We start from the raw sequence: 26416 nt of genomic DNA on the forward strand, positions 1-26416 counted from the left end.
CAGGTCAGGCGGTTAAGCACCCTCCTGGGCCGTGTCCGGGCCGTCAGCCGTGGGTTCCTCGTCCGCGAAGACGCGATCCACGGCGGCCCGGGTCCGGGTCCCGCTAGACGGCATCAGGTGCGTGTACGTCCGCAGCGTGAAGCCGGGGTCATGGTGGCCCAAGTACTCGCTGAGAGCCTTGATGCTCTCCCCCGCGTCCAGCAGCACCGAGGCGTAGAAGTGCCGCAGCGCGTGCATGCCGTTGTCCCGTCCGGTCTCGACGCCCCCGGCCCGAAGTGCCGGCCGCCATACCCGGTCGTTGAAGCGGTTCCGATCCAGCGGCAGCCCCATGGGTCCGGTGAAGATCAGCGATGCCGTGACGGGCGGACCGTCGAGGGTCTTCCACGGCAGTGTGATCCTCGTGGCCGGGTGCCGCTTGAGGTGACCAGCCAGCGCGAAGGCGACGGACTCAGGCAGAGGAACCTCACGCTCTTTGCCACCCTTCGGTGGGGCGAACACCGGCCGGGACAGCCGCAGTAACTTGACCTGCCGTACGACGTGCACCACTCCCCCGAGGAAGTCCACGTCTTCCACGGCCAGGCCGAAGGCCTCACCCTGGCGCAGACCGCACCCGGCCGCGAGGTTGACGAGGGCCTGATAGCGGTCCGGTAGCGCCGAGCGCACGGCCTTGATTCGTTCGGCAGACCACGGCTTGACCTTGCGAGGCTCCAGGCGCGGCGCCCGCACGGACCGGGCGCTGCACGGGTTGGCCCGGATGATCCGGTCCTCGACGGCAGCGGTGAAGACCGTGGAGACATGCGCGAAGATGCCACGCCGGTACCCGGCGGAAAGCCCACGATCCTCCAAGGTCCGCAGCCAGAGCCGCAGATGCGACGGTGTGAAAGACGCCAACGGCCGCGTGCCCAGATACGGGATCGCGTGCAGCCGCAGACGACTTTCCACCGACTCACGGGTCAGCGGGTCCGTGATCTGCGTGGCCATCCACGCTGTGGCGTACTGCTCGAACGTCACCTTGCCAGCGTCGGGGTCAACGTAGTCGCCGCGCGACATGTCGGCCTCGATGTGGGCGAGCCACTGCTCGGCCTTGCGCTTCTGCTTGTCCGGGAAGCTCTTGGACTTCTCGGACCCGTCCGGGCCGATGTAGCGGGCTCGGTAGCGCAGGCCGACTCCGTAACGGGCAGTCTTAACCTTCACGGGCTTGCCATCCGGGCCGGTCTCGACCTTGTACCAGCGGTCTTGAATGTGCCCAGCCATCAGGCGGCCTCCATCAGATTGTTGACCCAGGCCCGCACGTCTTCGGGGTCGAAGCGGAGATGCCGGCCAACGCGGAAGCCGCGAGGCCCGGTTCCCTTGCGCCGCCACTGGTAGACGGTTTCGACGGGAACGCCCAGGAGGTCAGCGAGATCCACGGGCGTCAGGTAGCGATCAGGCAGCGTGCGCTTCATGCCGACGCCTCCCAGTCGTCCGTGTCCGGCAGCTCGGCGAGAGCTTCGCGCGCCGTCTCTCGGTTCAGCCGGATGTCTTGAGCGATCGAGGCGGCGAGCCAGGACTCACCGGGGGTGTGGCCCTGCCCGGCGTAGGTCCAGTGGGCGAGCACGAGCGTGGAGCCCTCCGTGTCGTCGAGGTCTTCGGAGAGCCCGCGTTCGCGGCGTTCCTGCCGGGCGCGGTAGTCGGCGCGGACCTGGCGGAGCGCGCCGAGGGTCGTGGAGTAGCGGCGGGACTTGGTGGAGAAGTGCCCGCGGAAACCGAGCATGTGAGCCCATCGCGCCAGCAGCCGTTCCGGGTAGGCGTCGTCCAGGTCCCAGCACGCTTCGATCAGCCGCCGCGTGTGAGCGGGCAGCGGCAGACGGTCCAGCTCTGATAGCTCCCCGATGCGGTGGTCTACCGTGCCGGTGGTCTCGGCCGCCTTGGTGGCGTACTTGGCCACGTAGGAGGCGACGGCCTGTTCGGTCAGCTCCTCGTGCTCCAGAGCGCCGATCGGCTGCACGTCCACCTGTGAGCCCCAGCGCAGGGTGCGGGCCGGGTGGTCACCGGAGGCGGCTACGGGGACGGAGACGCGAGCGGCGGCAGCGGTGATGGCGTCGTCCAGGAGAGCGACCGTGGCCCAGGTCGGCGGGGCGGTGTCCGGGCCGTCCGCGCCGTCGAGGCGCACCACTGCGTGGAAGTGGACCGAGCCGCGCTTTTGGAACTCGGCGACCTTGCCGAAGGAGACCCGGCACACCTCGGTTAACGCCGTCTGCGTCAGGCCCGCACGGGCGGCGATCTCCCGGCGCAGGTAGATGGTGAAGCGCCGCCACAGGTCCCCGGCGTAGTTGTTGAACAGCACCGCGCCCGCGTAGTCGTAGCGCTCCGGGTCCAGGGCCGTGCCCAAGGCCGGGTCGTCCTCGGCGTGGGAGCTCCCGCAGCGGCAGCAGCCGGAGTCGGGCCGGTTGTGGACCGGGCCGAACGACGGCGCGGTGAGGGTGGCGAAGACGCGGGGGTGATCCCGAACCGTCTCGGGCACGTCCTTGCGCTCATCCCCGGTGATCCCGGCCCGGATCAGGTGGTAGGTATCCCCCGCGTAGGTCCAGGCGCAGGCCGGGCAGCGGGAGGCCCGCCGGTTGCCGCAGGCGACCCGAAGCATCCCGCCCGGCTCCTGGTCGGTGCTATACGAGTAGAGGACATCACCGGTGGCGCGGTCACGGGTGACCGTCTCGCCCCGCAGGCGGATCGGGTGAGCGCAGCCGCCGGTACGGCGGATCTGTTCCTGCCAGCGGTCGAAGCCGGGCGAGTTCGCCACCCGCAGCAAGTCGGCAAGGGTGATCGGGTCAGTGCCCAAAGAGGCCGCAGCGCCAGCCACGACCTCAGGGGCGACAGGGAAGGCTGTCACGCGGCCACCGCCACGGGGGCCGTAGACACGAGCGCGGTCAGGCGGGCGACGTACTCCGCGTGCCGCTCCTTGGCACGGTCGCTGATCTGGTCCGGCGTGATCCCACCGGGGGTGTACTCGTTGAGGCCGGAGCCGTCGCAGTAGCCGCAGAAGACGGCCAGCGGCTCAGATTCGCCCGCGAAGCCGGAGCCGTCGCACTTGACGCAGTCGGCCCACGGACGGGAAGTCAGGAAGTACAGACACTCGGCCGGGTCGGCGCACCGAACGCCCATGCAGGCCGGGCACCCGCGCTGAAGCGAGATCTGCACCGTGAGGGGGGAAGCAGGCATGATGGAAGCTCCCTTCGAGGGACGGGAGCGGCGATCTGACTTGGCGGTTGGGCGCCGCTCTCGCGTGTTCTGGCTCCTTAAGTAGAGCACTACATGTAGTCCTGTACAAGGTACTCTACTAAGAAACCTCAACTCGAAGGGAGGTCGGGGCAACATGGCAAAGATCGGATATGCAGACATCGCCGCTGATCTGCGGAAACAGATGCAAAACGGCACGCTCCGCCCTGGAGACAAGATCCCCTCACTCACGGAGATCCAAGAGCGGTACGGCGTCACCGTCACCACCGCGAACCGAGCTTTCAAGCAGCTCAAAGCCGAAGGGCTCACCTACGCTAAGCCCGGAGTTGGCACCGTCGTAGCCGCACGGCCCCGCACGGCTGCTACTGGAGCCGCACGGCTTGACCGCCTTAACGCCACAGGCAGCCCCTTTGTACCTGAGGAAACTGCCACCGATCACATGGCCATGATCCGGGGCTGCAACGACAACGACATCATCGAGCAGCTTCGCATCGAGCCGTACGAAGAGATCGTGATCCGTCGGCGAACCTTTCGACGCAACGACGTTCCCTATGCATTGGGGCTGTCGTTCATCCATCCGCGTGCGCTGCGGGACGTGCCGGAGATCGCCCAGAGCGGTCCCTTGCAACCGTTCTGGCAGAAGACCTACACGGAGCGCACCGGCAAAGAGATCACTCGCTCCCCCGAACGGCGGACCGCACGCCTTGCCGCAGGCTACGAACTCGAAGCCCTAGAGGTACCTGCTCCTCCCAACGCGGCCGTGCCCGTCCTTGTCCTTCACACCACGTTCTACGACGAAGACGGCCCCATTGAACTCTGGGAGGACGTCTATACCCCGGGCTTCTGGCAGGAGTCCACGCAGTAAGAGCGCTCCGTGCTAGGGCGCCGGTTACAGGTTTCTCTACCTCATCAAGCACCCGTCGTCGCTTCGCTCCTCCGGGCGGGCGCGGGCGGCCGGCGGCGCCCGCGCTCATGTCTCCGCCCCGCTCGGCACCGCCGGCCGCCCACTCCCGCCCAAGAGGCAGGCACACGGAGCATGAGGTCAGAACACGTCGTGGCTGGGGCGGTCGGCTCCACGGCTTTACGGAGCCACTTTGGCGCGAGCCTCGCAGATCATGGCCCCAACGTCGTGCTTTACCGGGCAGGTCCACAGACTGCCCGACGCGCCGGAAGCTTACGGGGCCATGATCACTCGCGCCAAAGCAGCGCCACCCCAAAGCCGCTACGCCGACCGCGTGCCCACGCACAGGCTCTAGGACGGGTCGCGTCACCGACCCCGCACCCGACAGCCCTGTCACCCGAATGGCGCAACATCACGTGCCACCCACATGGGTGAGGATCAAGCTGGCTAGTGCCCCAACCGAGGCAATCCGCGAAAGGGGAACCACATGCGCAGTCGACGAATCCTCGCCGCCGTCATCGCCACGGCAGCCCTCGCCGGACTCGGCCTCACAGGCGCCACCGCCGCCACCGCACAGAGTGGCGCAATCAGCCCTGCTCAGTGCAGGCAGGGCGGCGGAACGCCCGATTTTCAGGACTTCACCTGCAAGGGCGGTACATACAACGGGCGGTATCTCATCGACTAGACCTCACAAGGCGCCCCGCAGCCACGCGCCGCGGGGCGCTCCCGCGCGAGCGTGCAGTGATCGGACCACTGCCCGCCAGGCTTGCCGTTCGCGGGCAGAAACAAGATCTTCTGCGACTGCGCGTCCGTGAGCTCATGTCGCCGCACCATGACACGCACCTGCCCAGCCCAAGAGCTGATCCACCCAGCCCAGCAAGAGCCATCAGAAACGGCCTAGTCGATAGTCCCCCCGTGCAGCGTGCCGACGGGTCGGCACAGTCCTTGCGACTCTCCCGGCTACGCTCGCGCGGGAGCGCCCCGCGGCGCGTGGCTGCGGGGCGCCTTGGGGGGTTTAGTCGACCGACTGCCCGTTGTACTCACCGCCCACGCAGGGGTTGCCCGGCAAGTCGATCCGGGGCGTTCCGCCGCCGTCCCGGCACTGGCTAGGGCTGACCTGTGCGGGGGCGGCAGTGGCGGTGGCGGCGCCGGCGAGGCCGAGTCCGGCGAGGGCTGCCGTGGCGATGACGGCGGCGAGGATTCGTCGACTGCGCATGTGGTTCCCCTTTCGCGGATTGCCTCGGTTGGGGCACTAGCCAGCTTGATCCTCACCCATGTGGGTGGCACGTGATGTTGCGCCATTCGGGTGACAGGGCTGTCGGGTGCGGGGTCGGTGACGCGATCCGTCGGACAGGCCCTGAGCCGTCACCGCCCTGAGTAGATCGTCTGACATGCCCGGCACGCCTCAGCAACACGCGACGCCCCCGCTTGGGCCGCCCCTGGGCCGTGCGGGGGCGCTCAACAACGACCAACGCTGACAACCGCCCACGGCTAAGTCGCAGGTCGCAGCGTTGGCCAATCACGCGGTCGCAGGTCAGAGACCCTGGCCTTCACTTCTTCGGCTACTGACCAGGGCGCTGAGAGGGCCTGGTGGGAGGGGCTAGAGGGAGGGGCTGCCGACAGATGGTGCTTACTCATGGTTAGTGCAATCTGTCGGTGAGCGCCATGGTCACGTACGCTTCTGGTATGACCACCGCGCCCGAGCAGGACCTCCCCTACGACGTGTTCTCCAAGGCGTGCCCGTCGCGGGTCACGCTGGAGCACGTGACGGGACGCTGGGGTGCGCTCACGCTCGGCGCGCTGTACCAGGGCTCGTTCCGTTTCAACGAGCTGCGGCGCCGTGTCGACGGCGTGAGCGAGAAGATGCTGTCCCAGACCCTGCACGCGCTGGAGCGCGACGGCCTGGTGCTCCGCGAGGCACAGCCCACGAACCCGCCCCGCGTGGACTACGAACTGACCCCGCTGGGCCGCGAGGTCGCCGAGCGGCTGCTGGCCCTCATCCACTTCGTGGAGGGCCGTATGGACGACGTCCTGGAAGCCCGCAGCCGCTACGACGAGGCACGCGCGAGCGGCCCGTCCCCGGCCACGGGACGCGCAAGCTAGCGGCTCCCCTCACGACGGGGCGCCCCAACCGGCCGTTCCGCCCAGGACAGGACGGGCGAGACAGCCGGCCCCGCCACGGGCCCCGCTGGGCACAGGCCTCCCAGCCCAGGACGCGCCGACCAGGTGTCTCCCAGAGGACGGCGTGGGGGCCGGAGGTGGGCTGTCACGGGTGGATGCGAGGCGCTCGCTGGCACTTCGGGCAGTAGTAGCTGGACCGGTTCATCCAGGGGCGGCGGCGCATGGGCGCGGCGCAGCGTCGGCAGGGCAGTCCCTCGCGACCGTAGGCGTCCAGCGACCGGTCGAAGTAGCCCGACTCCCCGTTGACGTTGACATAGAGGCTGTCGAAGCTGGTGCCCCCGACGGCGAGCGCGGCGTTCATCACCTCCCGTACATGGCCGAGGAGTTCGGCGCTGCGCGGACGTGTGAAGTTCGCGGTGGGGCGCTCGTAGTGGATACGGGCGCGCCAGAGCGCCTCGTCCGCGTAGATGTTGCCGACACCGCTGATCAACGACTGATCGAGCAGGGCCCGTTTGATGGTCGTGCGCCTGCCACGCAGCGCCTGGTGGAACGCCTCGTCGTCGAAGAGCGGATCGAGGGGGTCCCGGGCGATGTGCGCGATGACGTCGGGCAGTCCGTCGGGGCTGGTGTCGTGCAGCGAGAGACCGCCGAAGGTGCGCTGGTCGACGAAGCGGAGCTCCGTGGCGAGGGCGTCGTCGAAGCGCAGACGGATGCGGAGGTGCTTCTCGTCGGGTGCACCCTGCGGCTGGAGGAGGAGCTGGCCGCTCATCCCGAGGTGGGCGAGGATCGCCGTGCCGGTGGTCTCGACCGGGATCCAGAGGTACTTGCCGCGACGGCTCGGGGCGCCCAGGAGCTGCCCCTTCAGGCGGTGTGCGAAGTCCTCGCCGCCCGCGGTGTGCCGGCGGACGGCGCGCGGATGCAGCACCTCGACGTCGGCGACGGTCCGGTGGGCGACCCAGCGCTCCAGGCCCCGCCGCACGACCTCGACCTCGGGCAGCTCGGGCACGGACTCCTCCGGAAGGGTGACGGCGGTGACGTCCGCAGGGTACCTCGTGATCATGGTGGGCCGGCGATACGGCCGGCGCAGGCCCGCGCCACCCACCCCGGTGGTCTGCCATGCGACGGACCCCGCCGCGGCGCAGTCGCCGGGGCGCGGTCCGGGTGAAGGATTCAGGCCGTGGCCGTGCCGCTCGCCGGGGCCGAAGCGATGTCGGCGGAACCCGCTTCGGCCACCGCCTTCGCGCGCTCGTCCGCGGCGGCGCGGATGGAGCGCCAGGCCGACTCCGCGGCCTGCTGCTCCGCCTCCTTCTTGCTGCGGCCGGTGCCGGTGCCGTACGAGACGCCTCCGACGCGGGCGGCAGCAGTAAAGGTCTTCTCGTGGTCCGGGCCGGTCTCCGTGACCAGGTACTCGGGCACGCCGAGCCCCTCGGTCGCGGTCAGCTCCTGGAGGCTGGTCTTCCAGTCCAGGCCGGCACCGAGATTCGAGGACTTCTCGATCAGCGGGTCGAACAGGCGGTGCACCAGCTCCGCCGCCGAGTCCAGGCCCTGATCGAGATAGACAGCGCCGATCACCGCTTCAAGGGTGTCGGCGAGGATGGACGCCTTGTCCCGGCCGCCCGTGCCCTCTTCGCCCCGGCCCAGCCGGATGAAGGAGCCCAGGTCGAGCCCGCGGCCCACCTCCGCCAGCGCACGCGAGTTCACCACCGCGGCCCGCAGCTTGGCCAGCTGGCCCTCGGGCAGGTCGGGGTGGATGCGGTACAGCGTGTCCGTCACGACGAGGCCCAGGACGGAGTCCCCGAGGAACTCCAGGCGCTCGTTCGTCGGCAGACCGCCGTTCTCGTACGCGTACGAACGGTGGGTCAGCGCACGCACCAGAAGGGCGGACTCGACCTTGTAGCCGAGCCGCCCTTCCAGAAGCGTGTGGGACGAGGCTGTGTTGTCCGCCTTCTTCCTGGCGTGTGGATCCGCCTTGGCGTCAGACATCAGACCTCTCACCAGCCGCTCAGACCTCGAGGACCTGGCGCTTGTTGTAGGTGCCGCACGACGGGCACGCGATGTGCTGCTGCTTGGGCTCGTGGCAGCGCTCGCACGCAACCAGGGTGGGGACCGCAGCCTTCCACTGCGACCGGCGGTGGCGCGTGTTGCTGCGCGACATCTTCCGCTTCGGAACAGCCACGGCTACTTCTCCTGCTTCTCGTCGACGCCCGCTTCGGCGCCGCTCTTCTCGTCCTTATCGCCGGGTTCGAGTGAATCGGCGAGTCCCTGCAGTGCCGCCCAACGGATGTCGACGGCGTCGTGGTGGTGGTCCGGGTCGTCCGCGAGCCGCGCTCCGCACTCGGAGCACAGGCCCGGGCAGTCTTCCTGGCACACCGGCTGCATCGGCAGTGCGAGCACCACCGCATCACGCAGCAAAGGTTCGAGGTCGAACAGGCCGTCCTCGAGGAAGAGCCTGTCCTCGTCGTCCTCGGCGTCGTCGCCGGGTTCCGTGATGGCACGGCCCCGGTCGTCGGCGTCAGGGTACGAGAACATCTCCTGGAAGTCCGCTTCGAGCTCCAGCCCGAGCGGCTCCAGACACCTTACGCACTCCCCCTCGGCCGATGCACGGGCGGTGCCAGTGACGAGCACCCCTTCCATGACCGACTCGAGCCGGAGTTCGAGCTCCATCGGCGCGCCTTCCGGCACTCCGATGACGCCCTGGATACCGAAGTCCCCCGGCGTGTCGACCGTGCGGGTCAGGCGCTGCAGCGCACCAGGACGCCGACCCAGCTCGTGCGTGTCGAACACGAGGGGGTTGCGATGGTCGAGGCGGGCGTTCAGAGCCGTTCCTGCTTTCGGTCTTGGAAGCTCAGAGGGGGACGCCGTCCGGTGGGGTTCCGGGCAGCGCTGATCGCGGAGGGTACGCGCGACCGAAGAGCCAGGATACTGGACCTTTCGCTCTCGGCCCAATCCGGTGCGCCCGGGACACCCCGGGGTCCGCGCGCGGAAACGCTCAGTGACCGCCGCGCCCCTGTTCGTACGCCCTCAGCTGCTCGGCGCTGATCATGCTCGTGTCGAAGAGGCTGGTCTCGTCGAGGGCGTTGTCCTGGGGGTAGTGCCCTCCATGCCCCTGGTCGTAGACCGCCTGCTGGTCGTAGGTCCCCGCCTGCTGGTAGGCGGCGTACGGGTCGGCCCCCTGGTAGCCGTACGCGTCGGGCTGGACGTACGCCTGCTGATAGCCGTACTGGTCCGTCTGCTGGTACCCGTACGGGTCCTGCTGCTGCGCGTAGGCCGGCTGGGTCTGCTGGTCGGGGACGGCGGGGGGCTGGGATGCCGCGGGCCGGGGATCCGGGGTGTCGGCCAGGGCCGCGAGGTCGGCGAGGTAGTCGGCGTCGCTGGAGTGCTGGACGGTCGTCGGGTCGCCGGCCAGAGCGCCGAGGTCGTCGCTGGCGATCCGGCCGTGCAGCTTCTGGCGGCCCTTGCCGACGGCCTCCAGGGTCTTGGCGAGGACGGCCTCGAAGGCGCCGAGCTTGGCGTCCACGTACGCGTCGGCGTCACGGCGCAGCGTCTGCGGGTCGTGACTGCGCTCGGGGGCGTCCTCGTCCTCGTAGCCGTGCTCGTCGAGGCCGGGACCGGTACCGAGGAGCTTCTCGCGGCCGCGGCCCACCGAGCCGAGGGTCTTGGTGAGGACGACCTCGAAGTTGGCGAGCTTGGAGTCGACGTAGTCGTCGGCCTCGGCGCGGATGTCCTCGGCCTCCTGCCGGGCCTCGGTGAGGATGCGGTCGGCCTCGTCCTGGGAACGGCGGGCGACCTCCGTGCCGGAGACCAGCGAGCCGCGCTCGGCGTGCGCGTGCTCGATGATCCGCTCGGCCTCCTGGCGGGCCCGTTCGACCATCTGCTCACGGTCGACGATCAGCTCCTGGGCCTGGGCCAGGGAGTCGGGCAGCGCCGCGCGTACCTCTTCCAGCATCGAGAGCAGCTCGGCGCGGTTGATCACGCACGAGGCCGACATGGGCATCGACCGGGCGCTGGTGACCATCGCGACGATCTCGTCGAGCTTCTTCTGCACGTCCACCGTGTGCTCGCCACTCTCTACAGCTGTGTTGGAGACGGACGAGTCGACTGTACGACCACTCCTGCCCCGACCGACACCGGATGACAGGCCGTCAGCTTCCGAGGGGCCGCGGCGGACCCGCTCAGTCCCTCCTGAGGCGCTTGTTGAGGGCCTCCAGGACGACCGGCGGCACCAGGTGGGAGACGTCCCCGCCCCAGGCCGCCACCTCCTTGACGAGCGAGGAGGACAAGAAGCTGTACGTGGGGTTGGTGGGGACGAAGAGGGTCTCCACACCGGAGAGGCCGTTGTTCATCTGGGCCATCTGCAGCTCGTAGTCGAAGTCGCTGACGGCGCGCAGACCCTTGACGATGGCGGGGATGTCGCGCTGCTTGCAGAAGTCGACGAGGAGGCCGTGGAAGGCTTCCACCTCGACGTTGCCGAACTCGGCGGTGACCTGTCGGATGAGGTCGATCCGCTCGTCGATCTCGAACAGGCCCTTCTTGGCCTTGTTGATCATCACCGCGACGTACACCTCGTCGTACAGCTTGGAGGCACGGGCGATGATGTCTAGGTGTCCGTTGGTGATCGGGTCGAACGACCCGGGACAGACGGCGCGGCGCACTTGTGATCCCTCGCTCTCCGGTCCGGTCATCGTGCGTCTTCGCACGTAGAGGCGGCGCGACCGTACCAAAACGTCCCCTCGCCGTAGCGGCGGGCCCGGATCGCGTCGAAGCCGTCCGGCCAACGGAAGTCTCCGCCTCTGGTGCTCCGCTCCACGGTGACGAGGGCGTCGGCCGCGAGCCAGCCCCCCGAGCGGAGTGTGAGCAGAATCTCGCGAAGATCGTCGTCCGAGACCGCGTACGGCGGGTCGAGGAAGACGATGTCGTACGGCTGCGCCGGCGCCGGGGATTGGATGATCTGTTCCGCTTTGCCCGCCCGGACCTCGGCGCCGGGCAGGCCGAGCCCCCTGACGTTCTCGCGGACGGTCCGGGCGGCCCGGGCGTCGGCCTCGACCAGCAGGGTGTGGCCGGCCCCGCGGGACAGGGCCTCCAGCCCGACGGCGCCCGAGCCCGCGTACAGGTCGAGGACCCGCTCGCCGTCCAGCGGGCCGCCGAGGAGGGACTGCCAGGTGGAGAAGAGTCCCTCGCGCGCCCGGTCGGAGGTGGGGCGGGTGCCGTTCCCCGGCGGGACGGCCAAGCGGCGTCCGCCGGCCCGGCCGGCGATCACGCGGGTCATCTCTTCGGTCCTTGTCGGTGTGCGGGCGGCGCCCCCGGTGGGGCCGGTGTGCGCCTCCAGTCTCTCAGTCGGCGTGCCGTCCGCGCTCACCCCTTGTCCAGGTACTGCTCCCGCTCCTCGTCCAGCAGGGCGTCCAGAGCCGTGCGCAGGCCCGGCAGGTGCTCCAGGTCCGGGTCGGCTGCGACCACCGCGGCGGCCTCCTCGCGGGCCTCGGCGATGATCTCCTCGTCCTCGATGACGGCGAGCATGCGCAGCGAGGAGCGGGCGCCGGACTGGGCCTGGCCGAGCACGTCACCCTCGCGGCGCTGTTCGAGGTCGATGCGGGAGAGCTCGAAGCCGTCCAGGGTGGAGGCCACGGCGTTCAGCCGCTGGCGGGCCGCGCTCGCCTCGGGCATCTCGGTGACCAGGAGGCAGAGCCCGGGCGCCGAGCCCCGGCCGACGCGGCCGCGCAGCTGGTGGAGCTGCGAGACCCCGAAGCGGTCGGCGTCCATGATCACCATCGCCGTGGCGTTCGGGACGTTGACGCCGACCTCGATGACCGTCGTCGCGACCAGGACGTCGGTCTCGCCGGCGGCGAACCGGCGCATCACCGCGTCCTTGTCGTCGGGCGGCATGCGCCCGTGCAGCACCTCGACCCTGAGCCCCTTCAGGGGCCCCTGGGCGAGCTGGTCGGCCACGTCGACCACGGCGAGCGGGGGCCGCTTCTCCGCCTCGTCCTCCGGCGACTTCTTCTTCCTCGCATCGGCGGGCTCGTCGTCGTCACCGATCCGGGGGCACACGACGTACGCCTGATGGCCGCCCTCGACCTCCTCGCGCACCCGTTCCCAGGCGCGCGCCAGGAAGTGGGGCTTGTCGGCGGCGGGCACCACATGGCTGGCGATCGGCGAGCGCCCGGCCGGGAGCTGGTCGAGGACGGAGGTCTCCAGGTCGCCGAAGACGGTCATGGCGACGGTCCGGGGAATCGGCGTGGCGGTCATCACCAGCAGATGGGGCGGCTGCTTGCCCTTGCCGCGCAGAGCGTCCCGCTGCTCCACCCCGAACCGGTGCTGCTCGTCGACCACGACGAGACCGAGGTCGTGGAACTGCACCTTGTCCTCGATCAGCGCATGCGTGCCTATGACGATCCCGGCCTCGCCGGTCGCCAGATCGAGCAGCGCCTGGCGCCGCGCGGCCGCTCCCATTGACCCCGTCAGGAGCACCACCTTGGTGGCCTGGTCGGCCCCGCCCAGCATCCCGCCCTCGGCCAGCTCCCCCATCATCTCGACGATCGAACGGTGGTGCTGCTGGGCGAGCACTTCGGTGGGCGCGAGCATGACGGCCTGACCGCCCGCGTCGACGACGGCGAGCATGGCGCGCAGCGCCACCATCGTCTTCCCGCTGCCCACCTCTCCCTGGAGCAGCCGGTGCATCGGGTGTTCGGTCGCCAGGTCGTCGAAGATCTCCTTGGAGACCTTCCGCTGGCCCTCGGTGAGGGTGAAGGGGAGCCTGGCGTCGAAGGCCGCCAGCAGGCCGTCCGGACCGGGGACCCGGGGTGCCGCCGGGAGCTGGGCGTCGGCGTGGCGGCGGCGGGCGAGGGCGACCTGGAGGACGAAGGCCTCGTCCCACTTGAGGCGGGAGCGGGCGTCGGCGATGTCCGCCTTGGTGTGCGGGCGGTGGATCTTCAGGAGGGCCTCGGGCAGGGGGATCAGGCCCCTGCCGTCGCGGAGCGAGTCCGGCAGCGGGTCGATCGCCTGCTGGGCGCTCGGCAGGACCGTCTGCACCGACTTGGCGATCTTCCAGGACTCCAGCTTGGCCGTGGCCGGGTAGATCGGGATGAGGGCGCCCGCCCAGCTGTCCACCGTCTCGGACACGTCGTCGCCGCGCAGCAGCTCATAGGCCGGATGGGCCAGTTGGAGCCTGTGGTTGAAGACCGAGACCTTGCCCGCGAACAAGGCCCGGGTGCCCGGCAGGAGTTCCTTGTGGGGCTTGTGCACGCCGTTGCCGAAGAAGACCAGCTGGAGACGGCCGCTGCCGTCGGTGATGGTGACCTCGAGCCGCTGCCCCTTGCCGCGGGGCGCCTTGGCCGAGGCGAAGGTGTGCAGCCGGGCGTCGGCGACCTGGGCGACCACCGTCACGTGTTCGTCCATGGGGAGGTCGGCGAGGTGGGTGAGCTGACCGCGCTCCTCGTATCTGCGCGGGTAGTGGTGGAGGAGGTCTCCGACGGTGTGCAGGCCGAGGTGCTCGGCCATCACCTTCGCGGTGGCGGGGCCGAGCACCTTCTTCAGCGGTTCTTTCAGTGCGGGCACGAGATCCATTGCACACCACCCCACTGACAATGCCGTATACGTCTTGCAAAGCCGCTGGTCAGGAGGGTGGCTCCGGGCCTACGATGGCGCACCCCCGGATCGCCCCGCGGTCACCGCCCCACCGGGACCGCCCGACCCCGCGCCGTCGACCGTCCCCCACCGACGGCGCCGTGACGATGGATTCCCAGACCTCGCAGTCATCCCAGGCACCTCAGTCACCTCAGTCACCTCATACGTTCCAGGTCGACCTGCGCGGTTTGGTGGACCTGCTCTCCCATCACCTCTACTCCAGCCCCAAGGTCTATCTGCGCGAGCTGCTGCAGAACGCCGTGGACGCGATCACCGCACGCCGTGCCGAGCAGCCGGAGGCGCCCGCCACGGTCCGGTTGTTCGCGGACGGCGGCACCCTGCGCGTCGAGGACTCGGGCATCGGGCTCACCGAGTCCGATGTGCACAGCCTGCTGGCCACCATCGGCCGCAGCTCCAAGCGCGGCGACGGACTCCAGGCGGCCCGCTCCGACTTCCTGGGCCAGTTCGGCATAGGTCTGCTGGCCTGTTTCGTCGTCGCCGAGCGCATCCGGGTCGTCAGCCGCAGCGCCCGTACGCCGGACGCGGCGCCGGTGGAGTGGACGGCCACCGACGACGGGTCGTACGCCGTACGCACGCTGCCGCATGACGCCCGGCCCGAGCCCGGCACCACCGTGCACCTGGTGGCGCGTCCGGGCGCCGCCGACTGGCTCCGCGCCGACCGCGTACGGTCCCTCGCACGGGACTTCGGGTCGCTGCTGCCGTACGACGTCCGGGTCGGCGACGAGGCGATCACGGATCTGCCGGCGCCCTGGGAGCGGGCGTACCCCTCGCCCACGACCCGCAGGATGGCCCTGGCGCGCCACTGCCACGACCTGTTCGGATTCACTCCGCTGGACACGATCGACCTGGACGTGCCGCTCGCCGGGGTCCGCGGTGTGGCGTACGTGCTGCCGACCGCGGTCAGCCCGGCCCAGCGGGCGAGCCATCGCGTGCACCTGAAGGGCATGCTGCTGACCGAGCGGGCCGAACAGCTGCTGCCGGACTGGGCGTTCTTCGTGCGCTGCGTGCTGGACACGGACAGCCTGCGGCCCACGGCATCACGCGAGTCGCTGTACGAGGACGAGACCCTGGCCGCCGTGCGCGAGGCCCTGGGCGAGCGCGTACGGTCCTGGCTGACAAGCCTCGCGGCCGGTGACCCCGAGCGCCTCGCCGCCTTCCTGTCCGTGCACCACCTGGGCGTGAAGTCGCTGGCGCGGCACGACAAGGAGATGCTGCGCACGATGCTGCCGTGGCTCCCCTTCGAGACGACGGACGGACGGCTGTCCCTGGAGGAGTTCGCGCAGCGGCACCCGGTGGTGCACTTCACGCGGACCGTGGAGGAGTACCGGCAGGTCGCGCCGATCGCCTCCGCGCAGGGCGTCGGTGTGGTCAACGGCGGCTATATGTACGACAGCGAACTGGTGGAGGCGTTGCCGTCGGTGCGGCCGGGGACGGTGGTCGCCGAGCTGGACGCCGACACCGTGACCGCGCACCTGGACGCGGTCGACCCGGCGCAGGAGCTCGCCCTGTCGGCCTTCCTCGGAGCCGCCCGCGCCGCGCTCGACCCCCTGGGCTGCGATGTCGTGCTGCGCGCCTTCCATCCCCTCTCCGTGCCCGCCCTGCACCTGGACGACCGGGCGGCCCGCCACGAGCAGGCCCGCGCGGAGGCCGAGGAGGAGGCCGACGACCTGTGGGCGGGGATCCTGGGCTCGCTGCGGGGCAGCGCTCCCCGCGCGCGGCTGGTCCTCAACCACCTCAACCCGCTGATCCGCAGGATCGGTTCGCTGAACGATCCGACGCTGATCGGCACCGCCACGGAGTCCCTCTACGGGCAGGCCCTGCTGATGGCCCAGCGCCCGCTGCGGCCCGCCGACTCGGCACTCCTGAACCGCGCGTTCATCGGCCTCCTCGAATGGGCCACCCATACCAACTCCCCCGAGGACGGCCCGCGATGAGCCGGGTGATGGACTTCGACTCGCTGCGCCGGGCGATGGCGGACAACTACGAGCAGCCGGAGGGTCCGGCGCGCAACGCGCGCGCGGAGCAGTTGCTCGTGGAAGCGGAGAGGCTGAACATCCCGCTGGCCGTGATCGAGGCCCTCGGGCACCAGCTGAAGGTCTACAACTACAGCTCCGAGAAGGACAAGATGTTCGTCCCCTTCGCGCGTCTGCTGCGCATGTGGGACGAACACCCCGAGGACTTCGACGAGTACGAGACCCACTCGCTGCACTGGGTCTTCAAGTGGATGTCGGCGGGCATGCTGGGCCAGCCGCACATCCCGCTCGCCTCCATGGACAAGTGGCTCGGCGAGATGGAACACCGCTACCGGCTGGCCGGGCACTCCGAACGCGCCGTGCGCAGCGCCGAGTTCAGCGTCGCCGCGCACATCGGCGACCTGGCGCGCGCCGAGCGGGCGTATGCCGCGTGGCTGGCCGCCGACCGCGACGAGATGGCCGACTGCCATGCGTGCGAACTGCACGACCAGGGGTGGTGGCAGGCCCGCAAGGGCGAGGACGAGCGGGCGCTGGAGCTGTGGCGTCCGGTCCTGGAGGGTGAGTACGTCTGTGCGCACGAGCCGCACGCCGTACTGGCCTCCTCCTTGTTGCCGCTGCTGCGTCTGGGGCGGCTGGACCAGGCCCGGGCGCACCACCTGCGCGGCTTCCGGCTGGTACGGGCCATGGAGAGCATGCGCGGCTCGTACGCGGACCACGTGGAGTTCTGCGCGCTGACCGGGAACGAGGCGCGCGGCCTCGAACTCCTGGCCGAGCGGCCGACGTACTTCACGGACTCCGGGGACCCGCGCAGCAAGCTGGACTTCCTGGCGGTGGTGGCGCTGCTGACGGACCGGCTGGTGGCCCTGGGGCACGGCGACCGACCCGTGCCGGGACCGGACGGCCGGGAGTGGACCGCGCGCGAACTGGCCCGCCACGCGCGCGAGGAGGCACTCGCGCTCGCCGCCCGCTTCGACGCGCGCAACGGGACGTCGTACGTCGGTGAGCGCACCCGGGAGCGGATGGACCGCCGCCCGCTGGTGGACCGGCTGCCGCTGGGTGTGCGCTCGGCGGCCCGCCCGGCTCCGGTGGTGCCGCGCCCCACGGTGGTCGAGGAGCCCGCACCGCGCGACCTTCCGGCTCTGCTCGCCGAGGCGCGGCGCCTGTCGGACGCCCTGCACCCCGACGCCATGGACGCGTGGGCCGCGGTGGCGCGCGCCACGCACGAGGAGGAACTGGACCCCCGGGACCGTGCGGACCTCGCCGACCACGAGGCGCTGAGCCGGGGCCCGGAGGGCGCTTCGTTCTTCGAGCGCGCGGCCGAGCTGTACGCGGCGGCGGGCGACCCCGGTGAGGCGCTGGCGGCACGCGCGCGTGGAGCGTTCGTACGCGCCCTGACGGGCCACTCCGAGGAGGCTCTGCAGACGATCGACGGGCTGCGCGCGCAGGTGCTCGCCCTCTACGAGGAGGGCGGGACGGGGGTACGGCAGACGGCGTCCGTGCTCGTCGGGCGGGCCCGGATCCTGATACACCGGCTGCAGGAGGGCGAGAGCCCGGCTCAGGCCGCCGAGGAGGCCGTACGGGAGCTGCTGGCGTTGGCCGGGCCGCACACGGCCGAGGTGCGCCTGGCCGCCCGGGCCGCCGAGGCGACGGCCATGCTCGGGGAGCTGGCGGTGCACGCCGGGGACGCGGAGGCCGGTGCGGAACTGCTGGCGCGGGCGGCCGAGGAGTACGGGACGGCGGGCCTCGCGTGGTTCGCGGTGGAGCACGAGGTGCGGCTGGCCCGGATCGCGCGGCAGCTCGGCGACACGGAGACGGCGCACCGGGCGGCCCGGGCGGCGCTGGAGCACGGCCAGGGGCATCTGGAGCCCGTCGGACAGGCACAGCTGCACCTGCAGCTGGTGGAGGTGCTGGCCGCGTCGGGACGGTTCCCGGAGGCGGCCGAGCACGCCCTGGAGGCGGCGCACTGGGCCGACGAGGCGGGTGAGGGCCCGACGCTGGGCGCGTGGGCGCGGCACCAGCTGGGCGGTCTGCTGCTCCAGCAGAGGCGCTTCGCCGAGGCGGCCGAGGTGCTGGAGTCGGCGCTGCCGGATCTGACCGCCGAGACACACGGCGACGGGGCGATCGTGCAGACCCAGTGGTGGCTCGGCGACTGCCACACACAGCTGGGCGAGCACCGGGCGGCGGCCGAGCGGTGGCTGCGGGCGGCTGAGATCGCCCGGCACTGGCCGGAGCAGCGCGACCACGCCATGCTGGCCCACCTGGCCGCCGAGGCACTGGGCCACGCGGACCTGCCCGAGGAGGCGGACCGGGCGTACGCCCGCGCCGGTGACCTGTGGCGCGAGCTGGGCAACACGCACGGGCTGGTGCGCTCCCTGCGGGCGCGCGCGTGGCTGGCGGCGGACGGTGGGACGGGTCTGGACGCCGCGCGGGAGCTGATGGCGCAGGCGGCACGGGAGTGCGCCTCGGCGGCGGCCTCTTCGGAGGACACCGAGGCGCGGAGCCAGCTGATCGCCGAACTCGGCCAGACGCACTGCCAGTTCGGCGAGCTGGTCGCCCGGTCGGCCGGTGACGACCCGGACGAGGAGGCGATGCGCACTGCCTTCGAGGAGGCGCTGACGCACCTCACGGAGGCGATCGCCACCTTCGAGTCCCTCGGCGCGGACGCACTCGACCCGCGCACCGGAGCGGAGCTGACGGCGGGCCGGCTGGAGGCCGACCTCGGCCGCCCGGACGCGGCGTCGGCACGCGCGCGTGCGGTGCTGTCGGCGTACGAGGGCTACGACGGGGACACGGCGGGCGGCGCGGAGGCGGCCCGGGCGCGGCGGGCGGAGGCGGAACGGTTGCTGGAGCGGCTGGGGGCGCGCCGGGAAGGCTGACGGCACACCGGGTGCCCGCCGCCGCGGGCGGGCACCCGGCGGCACACCGCCCGGTTCCGGCTCACTCCACGCCGATGAGCAGCAGCGACCCCTGACGGCCGCCCCGGTACACCACCGTGTCGACCGCCAGGTACGACTCACGCACTCGGGACTCCAGGTGCGCCGCGATGGACTCCGGGGCCTCGTCGCCCAGGACCAGGGTGACCATCTCGCCGCCCGCCGCGAGCATACGGTCCAGGACCGTCTCCGCCGTGGCCGTGACGTCGGAGCCGATGACCGCGACGTCGCCGTCGATCAGTCCGAGGACGTCCCCGGCCTGGCAGATGCCGGCCATCGTCCAGGACTGCCGCTCCGCGACGGCCACCTCGGCGTACCGGGTCGCCCCGGCCGCCGACGTCATCGCCACGACGTCCTCGTCGAAGCGCCGCTCCGGCTCGTGCACGGCCAGCGCCGCGATTCCCTGCACTGCGGAGCGGGTCGGGATCAGCGCCACCCGCACGCCCTCCGTCCGCGCCTGCTCGGCCGCGGCGGCCGCGGTGTGGCGCAGGTCCGCGTCGTTCGGCAGCAGCACCACCTCGCGTGCGTGCGCCCGCCGCACCGCCTCCACCAGTTCCCCGCTCGCCGGTGGCTCCCCGGCCCGGGCGAGCACCGTGGTGGCCCCCGCCTCCTGGTACAGCCCGGCCAGGCCCTCCCCCGGCACCACGGCCACCACAGCGCGCTGGACCCGCTCCCGCGGCGGCCGTGCGGCGCCCGTGGTGTGCACGTCCCCGGCGGCGAAGTGGGTGATCCGGATCCGGTGCGGCCGCCCGGCCTCGACCCCCGCCTCGACGGCGGCGCCCGCGTCGTCGACGTGCACGTGGACGTTCCACAGCCCGTCCCCGCCGACCACCACGAGCGAGTCGCCGAGCGCGTCGAGTCGCTCCCGCAGTCGCGCCACGGCCGCGTCGTCGGCCTCCAGGAGATAGATCACCTCGTAGGCCGGCCCGCTCGGGGCCGGCGCGGCGTCCGCGCACTCCCGTGCGGCGAACCACTCGTCTCCCGGGCCGTCGGGCACGCGCGCGTGGCGGATCCTCGCCGGGCCCTCGGAGGGGGCAGGCGCCTCCACGGTCGTTCGCGGCGCCTCTCCGGTGAGCGTCTCCACCAGGGCCGCGAGCACCGTCACCAGCCCCCGGCCGCCCGCGTCGACCACACCGGCGCGCCGTAGAACCGGCAGCTGACCCGGCGTCGCCGCCAGGGCCGTACGGGCAGCCTCGTACGCCGCCCGCGCGACCCCGCCGCAGTCGCCCTCGGCGCCGGTGACCGCGTCGGCGGCGGCGGAGGCGACGCTGAGGACGGTGCCCTCCACAGGATGTTCGACGGCGTCCCGGGCGGCGTCGGCCGCCTGCCGGAGGGCGAGCCGCAGTCCCTGTGCGTCGGTGTCGGCGGTCTCACCGTCGGCGGCGAGCACCTGCGCCATGCCCCGCAGCAGCTGGGCGAGGATCGTCCCGGAGTTCCCACGGGCCCCGATGAGTGCGCCGTGCGCCATGGCCCGCACGGTGGCGGCGAGCGTCGGCCGGTCGGCGCCGCCCGCCTCGTATCCGGCGAAGACCGCCTCGACGGCCGCGGCGGCCGACTCCACGGTCAGATACAGGTTCGTGCCGGTGTCCCCGTCGGCCACGGGATAGACGTTGATCGCGTCGATCTCCTCGCGTGCCCGGCCCAGCGCCTGAAGCGCGAGACCGCACCAGGTGCGCACCGCGAGAGCATCCAATGGCTGCGGCACCTGCGCCACCTGCGCCTCCTTGAGCTGCTGGACGTGGGACGCAGCGTAGACCCAGAGGGGGTACGGCCCGGAAGAGGGCCGGGCGGACCCCCGGGACAGGCGCTCGGGCGCTCCCGGCACGGGGCGCCCGGTGGGCCACCCCGGAGGCGGGAGGAGGACGGGGACGGCCGTGGTAATTTCGTTCTACGGACGCAGCCGTTGTATGCTGCTCCGGTTGCCCGATCCAGGTCGGGCCTTCCCCCTGGCAGCGCCACTCAGATCCTACGATCTCGATCCCGGCATGCCGGGATCAACCGTAAGTGCATCTGAAGTCTTTGGAGTGACCCGTGGCTGCCAACTGCGACGTCTGCGGCAAGGGGCCGGGCTTCGGCAACAACATCTCGCACTCGCACCGCCGTACGTCCCGCCGCTGGAACCCGAACATCCAGCGTGTGCGTACCGTGGTGGGCGGGACGCCGAAGCGCGTGAACGCTTGCACCTCGTGCATCAAGGCCGGCAAGGTCTCGCGCTGACGCCCAGTTAAGCGCGCGGCCACCGCTGGTTCGCTGCAAGGAGCCGGTCCACGATCGTGGACCGGCTTTCTGCTGTCCCCACACACCCATGGCCTGCCGGGATGCGCCGCTGCTCGGCTCGCGCCGTCCGGCCGGCTTCTTCAAGCGACTGACGGAGAAGGCGGCGACGGCCGTCGAGCCGCCCCGCCACCCCGTGTGAGAGTCCCGGCGGGCTCCGCGGGCGGGATCCGCCCCGGGGCCCTGGCCACGGCGCTTCTGACGGATCTCCGTGGGACAAGGAGCGGCGACCCGTCAGAAGGGCCCGGGCCCTAGGACTCGATGTCCCCGAAGTGGTCCCAGCCTCCCTTGCTGGTCCACGGCGCACCGTCGACCGTCACCTGGGGCAGCGCCGACGGGTTGAGCACCTCGCCGATCACCTTCCAGCGGGCCGGCAGCTTCACGTCCGGCGGGAAGGTCGCCACGATCGCGTGGTCCTCGCCGCCCGTGAGCACCCACTGGATGGGGTCGACGCCCACGGCCTGCCCGATGTCGTTCATCTGGGACGGGATGTCGATGGCCCCGGAGCGGATGTCGATCCGTACCTTGCTCGCCTCCGCGATGTGCCCGAGGTCGGCGATGAGCCCGTCGCTGACGTCGCACATCGCGGTCGCGCCCAGCCCGGCGGCCGCGGGACCCGCATGGTACGGGGGCTCCGGTCTGCGATGCGCCTCGACGAACGCGCGCGGCGAGCGGAAGCCGCGGGAGAGCACCGCGTGCCCGGCCGCCGACCACCCCAGCCAGCCGGTGACGGCGACCACGTCGCCGGGCTGGGCGCCGGCCCGGGTGACCGGCTCATGGTTGCGCAGGTCGCCGAGCGCGGTGATGGAGATCATGATCGTGTCACCGCGTACGACATCGCCGCCGACCACGGCCGCCCCCGCGACCTGGCACTCGTCGCGCAGGCCGTCCATCAGCTCGGTGGGCCAGGTGACGGGCAGTTCGGCGGGGACGACGAGACCGAGCAGCAGCGCGGTCGGAACGGCGCCCATCGCGGCGATGTCCGCGAGATTCTGCGCGGCCGCCTTGCGTCCGACGTCGTACGCGGTCGACCAGTCGCGACGGAAGTGCCGACCCTCCAGGAGGATGTCGGTGCTCGCCACCACCCGGCGGTCGGGCGCGGCGACCACCGCGGCGTCGTCGCCGGGGCCGACCCGGACCGCCGGGGTGGTGGTGAGCCGGGAGGTGAGCTCCCTGATGAGCCCGAACTCGCCCAGCTCGCCCACGGTGCCCTTCATCGTCGTACGTCCCCTTCTCGTGCCTGCCGCGCCCCGTCGCGAACCGTCATCCTGCTCGGTACGGTCGATACGACCGTCAAGTCGTGTCGCCGGTGTTGCCCGGCGCTCACGCCACAGCATCCGCGGGTCTCCCCGCAGCGCGCGACGACGCGATACCGTGGCGTCTCTTCTCCCCACATGATCCTCGTGGCCGCCCTGGAGGTTCCGTGGTACAGGCGTACATCCTGATCCAGACGGAGGTCGGCAAAGCGTCGACCGTCGCCGACACGATCAGCAAGATCCCTGGGGTCATCCAGGCCGAGGACGTGACGGGTCCCTATGACGTCATCGTGCGCGCCCAAGCCGACACCGTCGACGAACTCGGTCGCATGGTGGTCGCCAGAGTCCAGCAAGTGGACGGCATCACCCGTACTCTGACCTGCCCGGTCGTGCACCTGTAGCCCCCGTCTACGCTTGGCCGGTGAAGTCCATCCGTCACCGGCTCCTCGGCCTGCCCGCCCTCGCCCTGTTGATCGCGGCGGCGGGCTGTTCCTCAAGCGACGACAGTCCCTCGGCCGCGGTTCCCCGTCCGGACGCGAAGGTCACGAAGCTGTGCCGGAACCTGGACACGGTGCTGCCCCGGAAGGTGGACGGCCTCGACCGGAACGATCCCGAGCCCCGGTCCGCGCTGACGGCGGGCTGGGGAAGCCCGGCGATCATACTGCGCTGCGGGGTTCCGCGGCCCGCGGAGATGGACGACCCGGAGGCCGACGGGGTGGAGGTCGACGGCGTCGGCTGGCTGCTGCAGAAGCGGGACGACGGGTCATTCCGCTTCACCACGACGCTGCGCAGGGCATACGTCGAGGTCAGCATCCCCAAGGCACGCACGAGTGGGGGGATGGGCCCGCTGACGGCCGTGGCGCAGCCCATCAAGAAGGCGATCCCCGAGGGGATCGCCGACTGAGGGTCGTCGCCGCCGCGCCCCGGCGTCTACCGCAGCCCGGTTGAACGGTTCAGCGCCGCCTGGATCAGGCGGTCCACCAGGTCGCCGTAGGTGATCCCGCTGGCCTGCCACATCTGCGGATACATGGAGATCGGCGTGAAACCGGGCATCGTGTTGATCTCGTTGATCACGAACTCGCCGTCCTCGGTGAGGAAGAAGTCCGCGCGCACCAGGCCCTCGCAGGACGCGGCCTCGAACGCCTGCACAGCGAGCCGCTGGACGTCGGCGGTCTGCTCGTCGGTCAGGGGCGCGGGCACAATGCCGGGCGTGGAGTCGATGTACTTGGCCTCGAAGTCGTAGTACGCGTGCGCGTCCGGCGGCGGGATCTCGGCCGGCACGGAGGCGCGCGGCCCGTCCTCGAACTCCAGGACACCGCACTCGATCTCGCGGCCGCGTACCGCCGCCTCCACGAGGATCTTGGGGTCGTGCCGCTGGGCCTCGGCGATCGCCTCGTCCAGATCCGCGAGGTCGTCGATCTTGGTGATGCCGATCGACGAGCCCGCGCGCGCGGGCTTCACGAACAGCGGCCAGCCGTGCTCGCCCGCGAAGTCGATGATCCTCTTGCGGGCCGCGGACTCGTCGCGCTCCCACTCGCGCGGCCGGATCACCATGTACGGGCCGACTGCCAGCCCGAACGAGGTGAACACCCGCTTCATGTACTCCTTGTCCTGGCCGACCGCCGAGGCGAGCACGCCCGACCCCACGTAGGGGATGCCGGACAGCTCCAGGAGGCCCTGAAGGGTGCCGTCCTCGCCGTAGGGGCCGTGCAGCATCGGGAAGACGACGTCGACCTCGCCCAGCGCCTTGGGCACCGAACCGGGCTCGCTGTAGACGACTTCGCGGTTCGCGGGGTCGACCGGCAGGATGACGCCGCCCTCGTGCGACTCGGCGAGTTCCTCGACGTTCGGCGTACGGCGCTCGGTGATCGCCATGCGTTCCGGTTCATCGGCGGTGAGCACCCAACGGCCGTCCCGGGTGATGCCGATCGGCAGCACGTCGTACTTGGTCCGGTCGATGGCGCTCAGCACGGCACCCGCGGTGACCATGGAGATCCCGTGCTCGGAGCTGCGGCCGCCGAAGACAACGGCGACGCGCGGCTTACGAGACGACTGCTCAGGGCTCTGGGGGAGGTTCTCGGTGCTCATATCGCGATGAGAGTACCTGTTGGCAGGGCCCCGAGACAGCGTCCACGAGCACGCGGGTGAGCCACGCGGGCCGAGCTCCGGGCACAGGCGTCGCTCAGTGTCGTTCCGGCTTCGCGCTGCGCGACATCAGTTCCTTCAGCGCGACCACGGGCGGCTTGCCCTCGTGGACGATGCCGACGACCGTCTCCGTGATGGGCATGTCGACGCCGTGGCGGCGGGCCAGATCCAGCACGGACTCACAGGACTTGACGCCCTCGGCGGTCTGCCGGGTGACCGCGATGGTCTCCTCCAGCGTCATGCCCTTTCCGAGGTTGGTGCCGAAGGTGTGGTTGCGCGACAGCGGCGAGGAACAGGTGGCCACCAGGTCGCCGAGACCGGCGAGTCCGGAGAAGGTGAGCGGGTCGGCGCCCATGGCGAGCCCGAGCCGGGTCGTCTCGGCCAGGCCCCGGGTGATGAGGGAGCCCTTGGCGTTGTCGCCGAGGCCCATGCCGTCCGCGATGCCGACCGCCAGCCCGATCACGTTCTTGACCGCGCCGCCGAGTTCGCAGCCGACCACGTCGGTGTTGGTGTACGGACGGAAGTACGGCGTGTGGCAGACGGCCTGGAGCCGCTGTGCGACTCCCTCGTCGATGCAGGCCACGACCGCGGCGGCCGGCATGCGGGCGGCGATCTCCCGGGCGAGGTTGGGCCCGGTGACGACCGCGACGCGTTCGGGGCCGACCTTGGCGACGTCCTCGACGACCTCGCTCATCCGCATGGCGGAGCCGAGTTCGACGCCCTTCATCAGGGAGACGAGGATCGTGTGGGGCGCGAGCAGTGGTGTCCACTCGGCGAGGTTGTCGCGCAGGGTCTGGGAGGGGATCGAAAGTATCGTGAAGTCGGCGTCGCGCGCGGCCTCGGCGGGGTCCGTGGTGGCCCGGAGGTTCTCGGGAAGTTCGACGCCCGGCAGGTAGTCCGGGTTCGTACGGGTGGAGTTGACCGCCTCGACGACTTCGGCACGTCGCGCGCACAGGGTGACCTCGCACCCGGCGTCGGCGAGCACCATGCCGAAGGCCGTCCCCCACGATCCCGTTCCGAACACGGCCGCCTTGACCGGCTTGCTCACTTGCCCTGCCCCTCCTTCTGCCGTTCCTGCTCCTGTGCGGCGGTCCGGCGGCGCTGCGCGATGCGCACCTCACGCGGGTCGTACGGCTTCTCCGGCGCCTTCTCGCCGCGGATCTCCTCCAGCAGGCGGGTGATGGCGGCCATGATGACCTCCGTGGCCTCCTTCAGGAGCTCGGGGGACATCTCCTTGTCGTAGAAGCGCGTGAGGTCCACGGGCGGGCCCGCGAGCACATGGTGGGTCTTGCGCGGAAGGAGGTCGGGCTTCTTGGCGTACGGCGGCAGCAGCTCGTTGGCGCCCCACTGGGCGATGGGGATCACCGGGCACTTGGTCTGCAGCGCTACGCGGGCGGCACCGGTCTTGCCGGTCATCGGCCAGCCGCCCGGATCCCTGGTCAGGGTGCCCTCGGGGTAGAAGGCGACGCACTCGCCGCGCTCCACGGCGTCGATCGCGGCCCGGAAGGCGCTGAGGGCGTCCGTGCTCTCGCGGTAGACGGGGATCTGCCCGGTGCCGCGCATCGCGGCTGCGACGAATCCCTTCTTGAAAAGGCCGCTCTTCGCCAGGAATCGCGGAACGCGCCCGGTGTTGTACTGATAGTGCGCGTAGGCGAACGGATCCACATGAGAATTGTGGTTCACCACGGTGATAAATCCGCCGTCGGCCGGAATGTTCTCCATTCCTCGCCAGTCCCGCTTGAGCAGAACCACCAGCGGTGGTTTGCAGAGGACCGCTGCGAAGCGGTACCAGAAGCCGATTCTGCGGCGGGGCACGCGGACACCTTCCTCTAGACCCGGCACGGAGGCCTGGCACTGGCTGTGGGCCGCACAAGTGTCGCCCCAGACCGCCTGTCTGTCGAGAACACCGTACGCCCGCCCGTCTCCCGCCACCGCCCTTGCATGGACCTTCGCACA

Annotated in this window: 26 protein-coding genes; 8 read left to right on the forward strand and 18 right to left on the reverse strand. The window is 71.1% G+C overall.

What is annotated here, in order from left to right:
* Nucleotides 1-12: 12 nt before the first annotated feature.
* From ASC56_RS23580 to ASC56_RS23595, 4 genes are read right to left on the reverse strand one after another with little or no spacing between them, the layout of a single operon-like run.
* The gene (locus ASC56_RS23580; protein WP_055493512.1) at nucleotides 13-1254 is read right to left on the reverse strand and encodes a site-specific integrase; all 1242 of its coding nucleotides are present in this window, start codon (nucleotides 1252-1254) and stop codon (nucleotides 13-15) included.
* On the reverse strand, nucleotides 1254-1445 hold the full coding sequence (locus tag ASC56_RS23585; protein ID WP_055493513.1) for an AlpA family transcriptional regulator: 192 nt from the start codon (nucleotides 1443-1445) through the stop codon (nucleotides 1254-1256). The genes ASC56_RS23580 and ASC56_RS23585 overlap by 1 nt, the downstream gene beginning before the upstream one ends.
* Nucleotides 1442-2839 (reverse strand): replication initiator protein RepSA, encoded by a 1398-nt coding sequence (repSA, locus tag ASC56_RS23590; protein WP_055493514.1) that lies wholly within the window; start codon nucleotides 2837-2839, stop codon nucleotides 1442-1444. The genes ASC56_RS23585 and repSA overlap by 4 nt, the downstream gene beginning before the upstream one ends.
* A 26-nt stretch (nucleotides 2840-2865) precedes the next feature.
* Nucleotides 2866-3198 (reverse strand): hypothetical protein, encoded by a 333-nt coding sequence (locus tag ASC56_RS23595; RefSeq protein WP_159039690.1) that lies wholly within the window; start codon nucleotides 3196-3198, stop codon nucleotides 2866-2868.
* 154 nt (nucleotides 3199-3352) lie between these two features.
* On the opposite strand from ASC56_RS23595, the gene ASC56_RS23600 reads away from it, so the two are divergent.
* Nucleotides 3353-4081: a GntR family transcriptional regulator gene (locus tag ASC56_RS23600; protein ID WP_055493516.1), complete on the forward strand. Its 729-nt coding sequence runs from the start codon at nucleotides 3353-3355 to the stop codon at nucleotides 4079-4081.
* A 523-nt stretch (nucleotides 4082-4604) separates the two neighbouring features.
* The gene (locus ASC56_RS38330; RefSeq protein ID WP_079102673.1) at nucleotides 4605-4802 is read left to right on the forward strand and encodes a hypothetical protein; all 198 of its coding nucleotides are present in this window, start codon (nucleotides 4605-4607) and stop codon (nucleotides 4800-4802) included.
* 330 nt (nucleotides 4803-5132) lie between these two features.
* Here ASC56_RS38330 and ASC56_RS23605 read toward each other — a convergent pair whose 3' ends face one another.
* Nucleotides 5133-5333: a hypothetical protein gene (locus tag ASC56_RS23605; protein WP_055493517.1), complete on the reverse strand. Its 201-nt coding sequence runs from the start codon at nucleotides 5331-5333 to the stop codon at nucleotides 5133-5135.
* 470 nt (nucleotides 5334-5803) lie between these two features.
* Here ASC56_RS23605 and ASC56_RS23610 point away from each other — a divergent pair, with 470 nt between their 5' ends.
* Nucleotides 5804-6220, forward strand: a complete 417-nt coding sequence (locus tag ASC56_RS23610) for a helix-turn-helix domain-containing protein (protein WP_055493518.1) — start codon at nucleotides 5804-5806, stop codon at nucleotides 6218-6220.
* Between the two features lie 163 nt (nucleotides 6221-6383).
* On the opposite strand, the gene mutM is transcribed toward ASC56_RS23610, so the two are convergent.
* The 8 genes from mutM to recG form a co-directional block, all read right to left on the reverse strand.
* A complete protein-coding gene (gene mutM / locus ASC56_RS23615; protein WP_055493644.1) occupies nucleotides 6384-7244 on the reverse strand; it encodes a bifunctional DNA-formamidopyrimidine glycosylase/DNA-(apurinic or apyrimidinic site) lyase in 861 nt (286 codons plus the stop codon).
* A gap of 164 nt (nucleotides 7245-7408) precedes the next feature.
* On the reverse strand, nucleotides 7409-8221 hold the full coding sequence (gene rnc / locus ASC56_RS23620; protein ID WP_055493519.1) for a ribonuclease III: 813 nt from the start codon (nucleotides 8219-8221) through the stop codon (nucleotides 7409-7411).
* A 19-nt stretch (nucleotides 8222-8240) separates the two neighbouring features.
* Nucleotides 8241-8414, reverse strand: coding sequence for a 50S ribosomal protein L32 (gene rpmF / locus ASC56_RS23625; RefSeq protein ID WP_003951102.1), 174 nt, complete (start codon nucleotides 8412-8414; stop codon nucleotides 8241-8243).
* Nucleotides 8415-8416: 2 nt separating this feature from the next.
* Entirely contained in the window at nucleotides 8417-9055 is a 639-nt protein-coding gene (locus ASC56_RS23630) for a DUF177 domain-containing protein (RefSeq protein WP_055493645.1), read from the reverse strand.
* 172 nt (nucleotides 9056-9227) lie between these two features.
* Nucleotides 9228-10289 (reverse strand): ATP synthase F0 subunit B, encoded by a 1062-nt coding sequence (locus tag ASC56_RS23635; protein ID WP_055493520.1) that lies wholly within the window; start codon nucleotides 10287-10289, stop codon nucleotides 9228-9230.
* Between the two features lie 121 nt (nucleotides 10290-10410).
* The gene (gene coaD, locus ASC56_RS23640; protein WP_055493521.1) at nucleotides 10411-10890 is read right to left on the reverse strand and encodes a pantetheine-phosphate adenylyltransferase; all 480 of its coding nucleotides are present in this window, start codon (nucleotides 10888-10890) and stop codon (nucleotides 10411-10413) included.
* Nucleotides 10891-10916: 26 nt separating this feature from the next.
* Complete coding sequence (rsmD, locus tag ASC56_RS23645) at nucleotides 10917-11504, reverse strand: 16S rRNA (guanine(966)-N(2))-methyltransferase RsmD (RefSeq protein ID WP_055493522.1); 588 nt, start codon at nucleotides 11502-11504, stop codon at nucleotides 10917-10919.
* A gap of 86 nt (nucleotides 11505-11590) precedes the next feature.
* Nucleotides 11591-13798 (reverse strand): ATP-dependent DNA helicase RecG, encoded by a 2208-nt coding sequence (recG, locus tag ASC56_RS23650; protein WP_055493523.1) that lies wholly within the window; start codon nucleotides 13796-13798, stop codon nucleotides 11591-11593.
* A 167-nt stretch (nucleotides 13799-13965) separates the two neighbouring features.
* Here recG and ASC56_RS23655 point away from each other — a divergent pair, with 167 nt between their 5' ends.
* The gene (locus ASC56_RS23655; protein ID WP_055493646.1) at nucleotides 13966-15813 is read left to right on the forward strand and encodes an HSP90 family protein; all 1848 of its coding nucleotides are present in this window, start codon (nucleotides 13966-13968) and stop codon (nucleotides 15811-15813) included.
* Nucleotides 15810-18728: a hypothetical protein gene (locus ASC56_RS23660; RefSeq protein WP_055493524.1), complete on the forward strand. Its 2919-nt coding sequence runs from the start codon at nucleotides 15810-15812 to the stop codon at nucleotides 18726-18728. Before ASC56_RS23655 ends, ASC56_RS23660 begins: the two co-directional genes overlap by 4 nt.
* Before the next feature lie 61 nt (nucleotides 18729-18789).
* Here the strand turns inward: ASC56_RS23660 and ASC56_RS23665 are convergent, their stop codons facing one another.
* On the reverse strand, nucleotides 18790-20499 hold the full coding sequence (locus ASC56_RS23665; RefSeq protein ID WP_055493525.1) for a DAK2 domain-containing protein: 1710 nt from the start codon (nucleotides 20497-20499) through the stop codon (nucleotides 18790-18792).
* A gap of 317 nt (nucleotides 20500-20816) precedes the next feature.
* Here ASC56_RS23665 and rpmB point away from each other — a divergent pair, with 317 nt between their 5' ends.
* Nucleotides 20817-21002, forward strand: coding sequence for a 50S ribosomal protein L28 (gene rpmB, locus ASC56_RS23670; protein WP_003993230.1), 186 nt, complete (start codon nucleotides 20817-20819; stop codon nucleotides 21000-21002).
* 308 nt (nucleotides 21003-21310) lie between these two features.
* On the opposite strand, the gene ASC56_RS23675 is transcribed toward rpmB, so the two are convergent.
* Nucleotides 21311-22276 carry a thiamine-phosphate kinase gene (locus tag ASC56_RS23675; RefSeq protein ID WP_055493526.1) on the reverse strand — a complete coding sequence of 322 codons (966 nt, stop codon included), beginning with the start codon at nucleotides 22274-22276 and terminating at the stop codon, nucleotides 21311-21313.
* Nucleotides 22277-22482: 206 nt separating this feature from the next.
* On the opposite strand from ASC56_RS23675, the gene ASC56_RS23680 reads away from it, so the two are divergent.
* Together ASC56_RS23680 and ASC56_RS23685 are read left to right on the forward strand one after the other, a co-directional pair.
* The gene (locus ASC56_RS23680) at nucleotides 22483-22716 is read left to right on the forward strand and encodes an Lrp/AsnC family transcriptional regulator (protein WP_055493527.1); all 234 of its coding nucleotides are present in this window, start codon (nucleotides 22483-22485) and stop codon (nucleotides 22714-22716) included.
* 20 nt (nucleotides 22717-22736) lie between these two features.
* Nucleotides 22737-23219 (forward strand): DUF3515 domain-containing protein, encoded by a 483-nt coding sequence (locus ASC56_RS23685; protein WP_055493528.1) that lies wholly within the window; start codon nucleotides 22737-22739, stop codon nucleotides 23217-23219.
* A gap of 26 nt (nucleotides 23220-23245) precedes the next feature.
* Here the strand turns inward: ASC56_RS23685 and ASC56_RS23690 are convergent, their stop codons facing one another.
* The 3 genes from ASC56_RS23690 to ASC56_RS23700 form a co-directional block, all read right to left on the reverse strand.
* A complete protein-coding gene (locus tag ASC56_RS23690; RefSeq protein ID WP_055493529.1) occupies nucleotides 23246-24403 on the reverse strand; it encodes a D-alanine--D-alanine ligase family protein in 1158 nt (385 codons plus the stop codon).
* Between the two features lie 94 nt (nucleotides 24404-24497).
* The gene (locus ASC56_RS23695; protein ID WP_055493530.1) at nucleotides 24498-25508 is read right to left on the reverse strand and encodes an NAD(P)H-dependent glycerol-3-phosphate dehydrogenase; all 1011 of its coding nucleotides are present in this window, start codon (nucleotides 25506-25508) and stop codon (nucleotides 24498-24500) included.
* Nucleotides 25505-26275 (reverse strand): 1-acyl-sn-glycerol-3-phosphate acyltransferase, encoded by a 771-nt coding sequence (locus tag ASC56_RS23700; RefSeq protein ID WP_055493531.1) that lies wholly within the window; start codon nucleotides 26273-26275, stop codon nucleotides 25505-25507. The genes ASC56_RS23695 and ASC56_RS23700 overlap by 4 nt, the downstream gene beginning before the upstream one ends.
* Between the last annotated feature and the right edge of the window lie 141 nt (nucleotides 26276-26416).

Origin of the sequence: Streptomyces sp. TP-A0356 (assembly GCF_001417775.1) — a bacterium.
GTDB lineage: Bacteria > Actinomycetota > Actinomycetes > Streptomycetales > Streptomycetaceae > Streptomyces.

Bases quoted from the DNA above. Each gene is read 5' to 3' on its own strand.
- ASC56_RS23660 (WP_055493524.1), top strand. From the start codon at position 15,810: ATGAGCCGGGTGATGGACTTCGACTCGCTGCGCCGGGCGATGGCGGAC.
- rsmD (WP_055493522.1), bottom strand. From the start codon at position 11,504: ATGACCCGCGTGATCGCCGGCCGGGCCGGCGGACGCCGCTTGGCCGTC.
- recG (WP_055493523.1), bottom strand. From the start codon at position 13,798: ATGGATCTCGTGCCCGCACTGAAAGAACCGCTGAAGAAGGTGCTCGGC.
- ASC56_RS38330 (WP_079102673.1), top strand. From the start codon at position 4,605: ATGCGCAGTCGACGAATCCTCGCCGCCGTCATCGCCACGGCAGCCCTC.
- ASC56_RS23595 (WP_159039690.1), bottom strand. From the start codon at position 3,198: ATGCCTGCTTCCCCCCTCACGGTGCAGATCTCGCTTCAGCGCGGGTGC.
- ASC56_RS23655 (WP_055493646.1), top strand. From the start codon at position 13,966: ATGGATTCCCAGACCTCGCAGTCATCCCAGGCACCTCAGTCACCTCAG.
- ASC56_RS23675 (WP_055493526.1), bottom strand. From the start codon at position 22,276: ATGAAGGGCACCGTGGGCGAGCTGGGCGAGTTCGGGCTCATCAGGGAG.
- ASC56_RS23605 (WP_055493517.1), bottom strand. From the start codon at position 5,333: ATGCGCAGTCGACGAATCCTCGCCGCCGTCATCGCCACGGCAGCCCTC.
- ASC56_RS23580 (WP_055493512.1), bottom strand. From the start codon at position 1,254: ATGGCTGGGCACATTCAAGACCGCTGGTACAAGGTCGAGACCGGCCCG.
- ASC56_RS23585 (WP_055493513.1), bottom strand. From the start codon at position 1,445: ATGAAGCGCACGCTGCCTGATCGCTACCTGACGCCCGTGGATCTCGCT.
- ASC56_RS23600 (WP_055493516.1), top strand. From the start codon at position 3,353: ATGGCAAAGATCGGATATGCAGACATCGCCGCTGATCTGCGGAAACAG.
- ASC56_RS23690 (WP_055493529.1), bottom strand. From the start codon at position 24,403: ATGAGCACCGAGAACCTCCCCCAGAGCCCTGAGCAGTCGTCTCGTAAG.
- ASC56_RS23610 (WP_055493518.1), top strand. From the start codon at position 5,804: ATGACCACCGCGCCCGAGCAGGACCTCCCCTACGACGTGTTCTCCAAG.
- rnc (WP_055493519.1), bottom strand. From the start codon at position 8,221: ATGTCTGACGCCAAGGCGGATCCACACGCCAGGAAGAAGGCGGACAAC.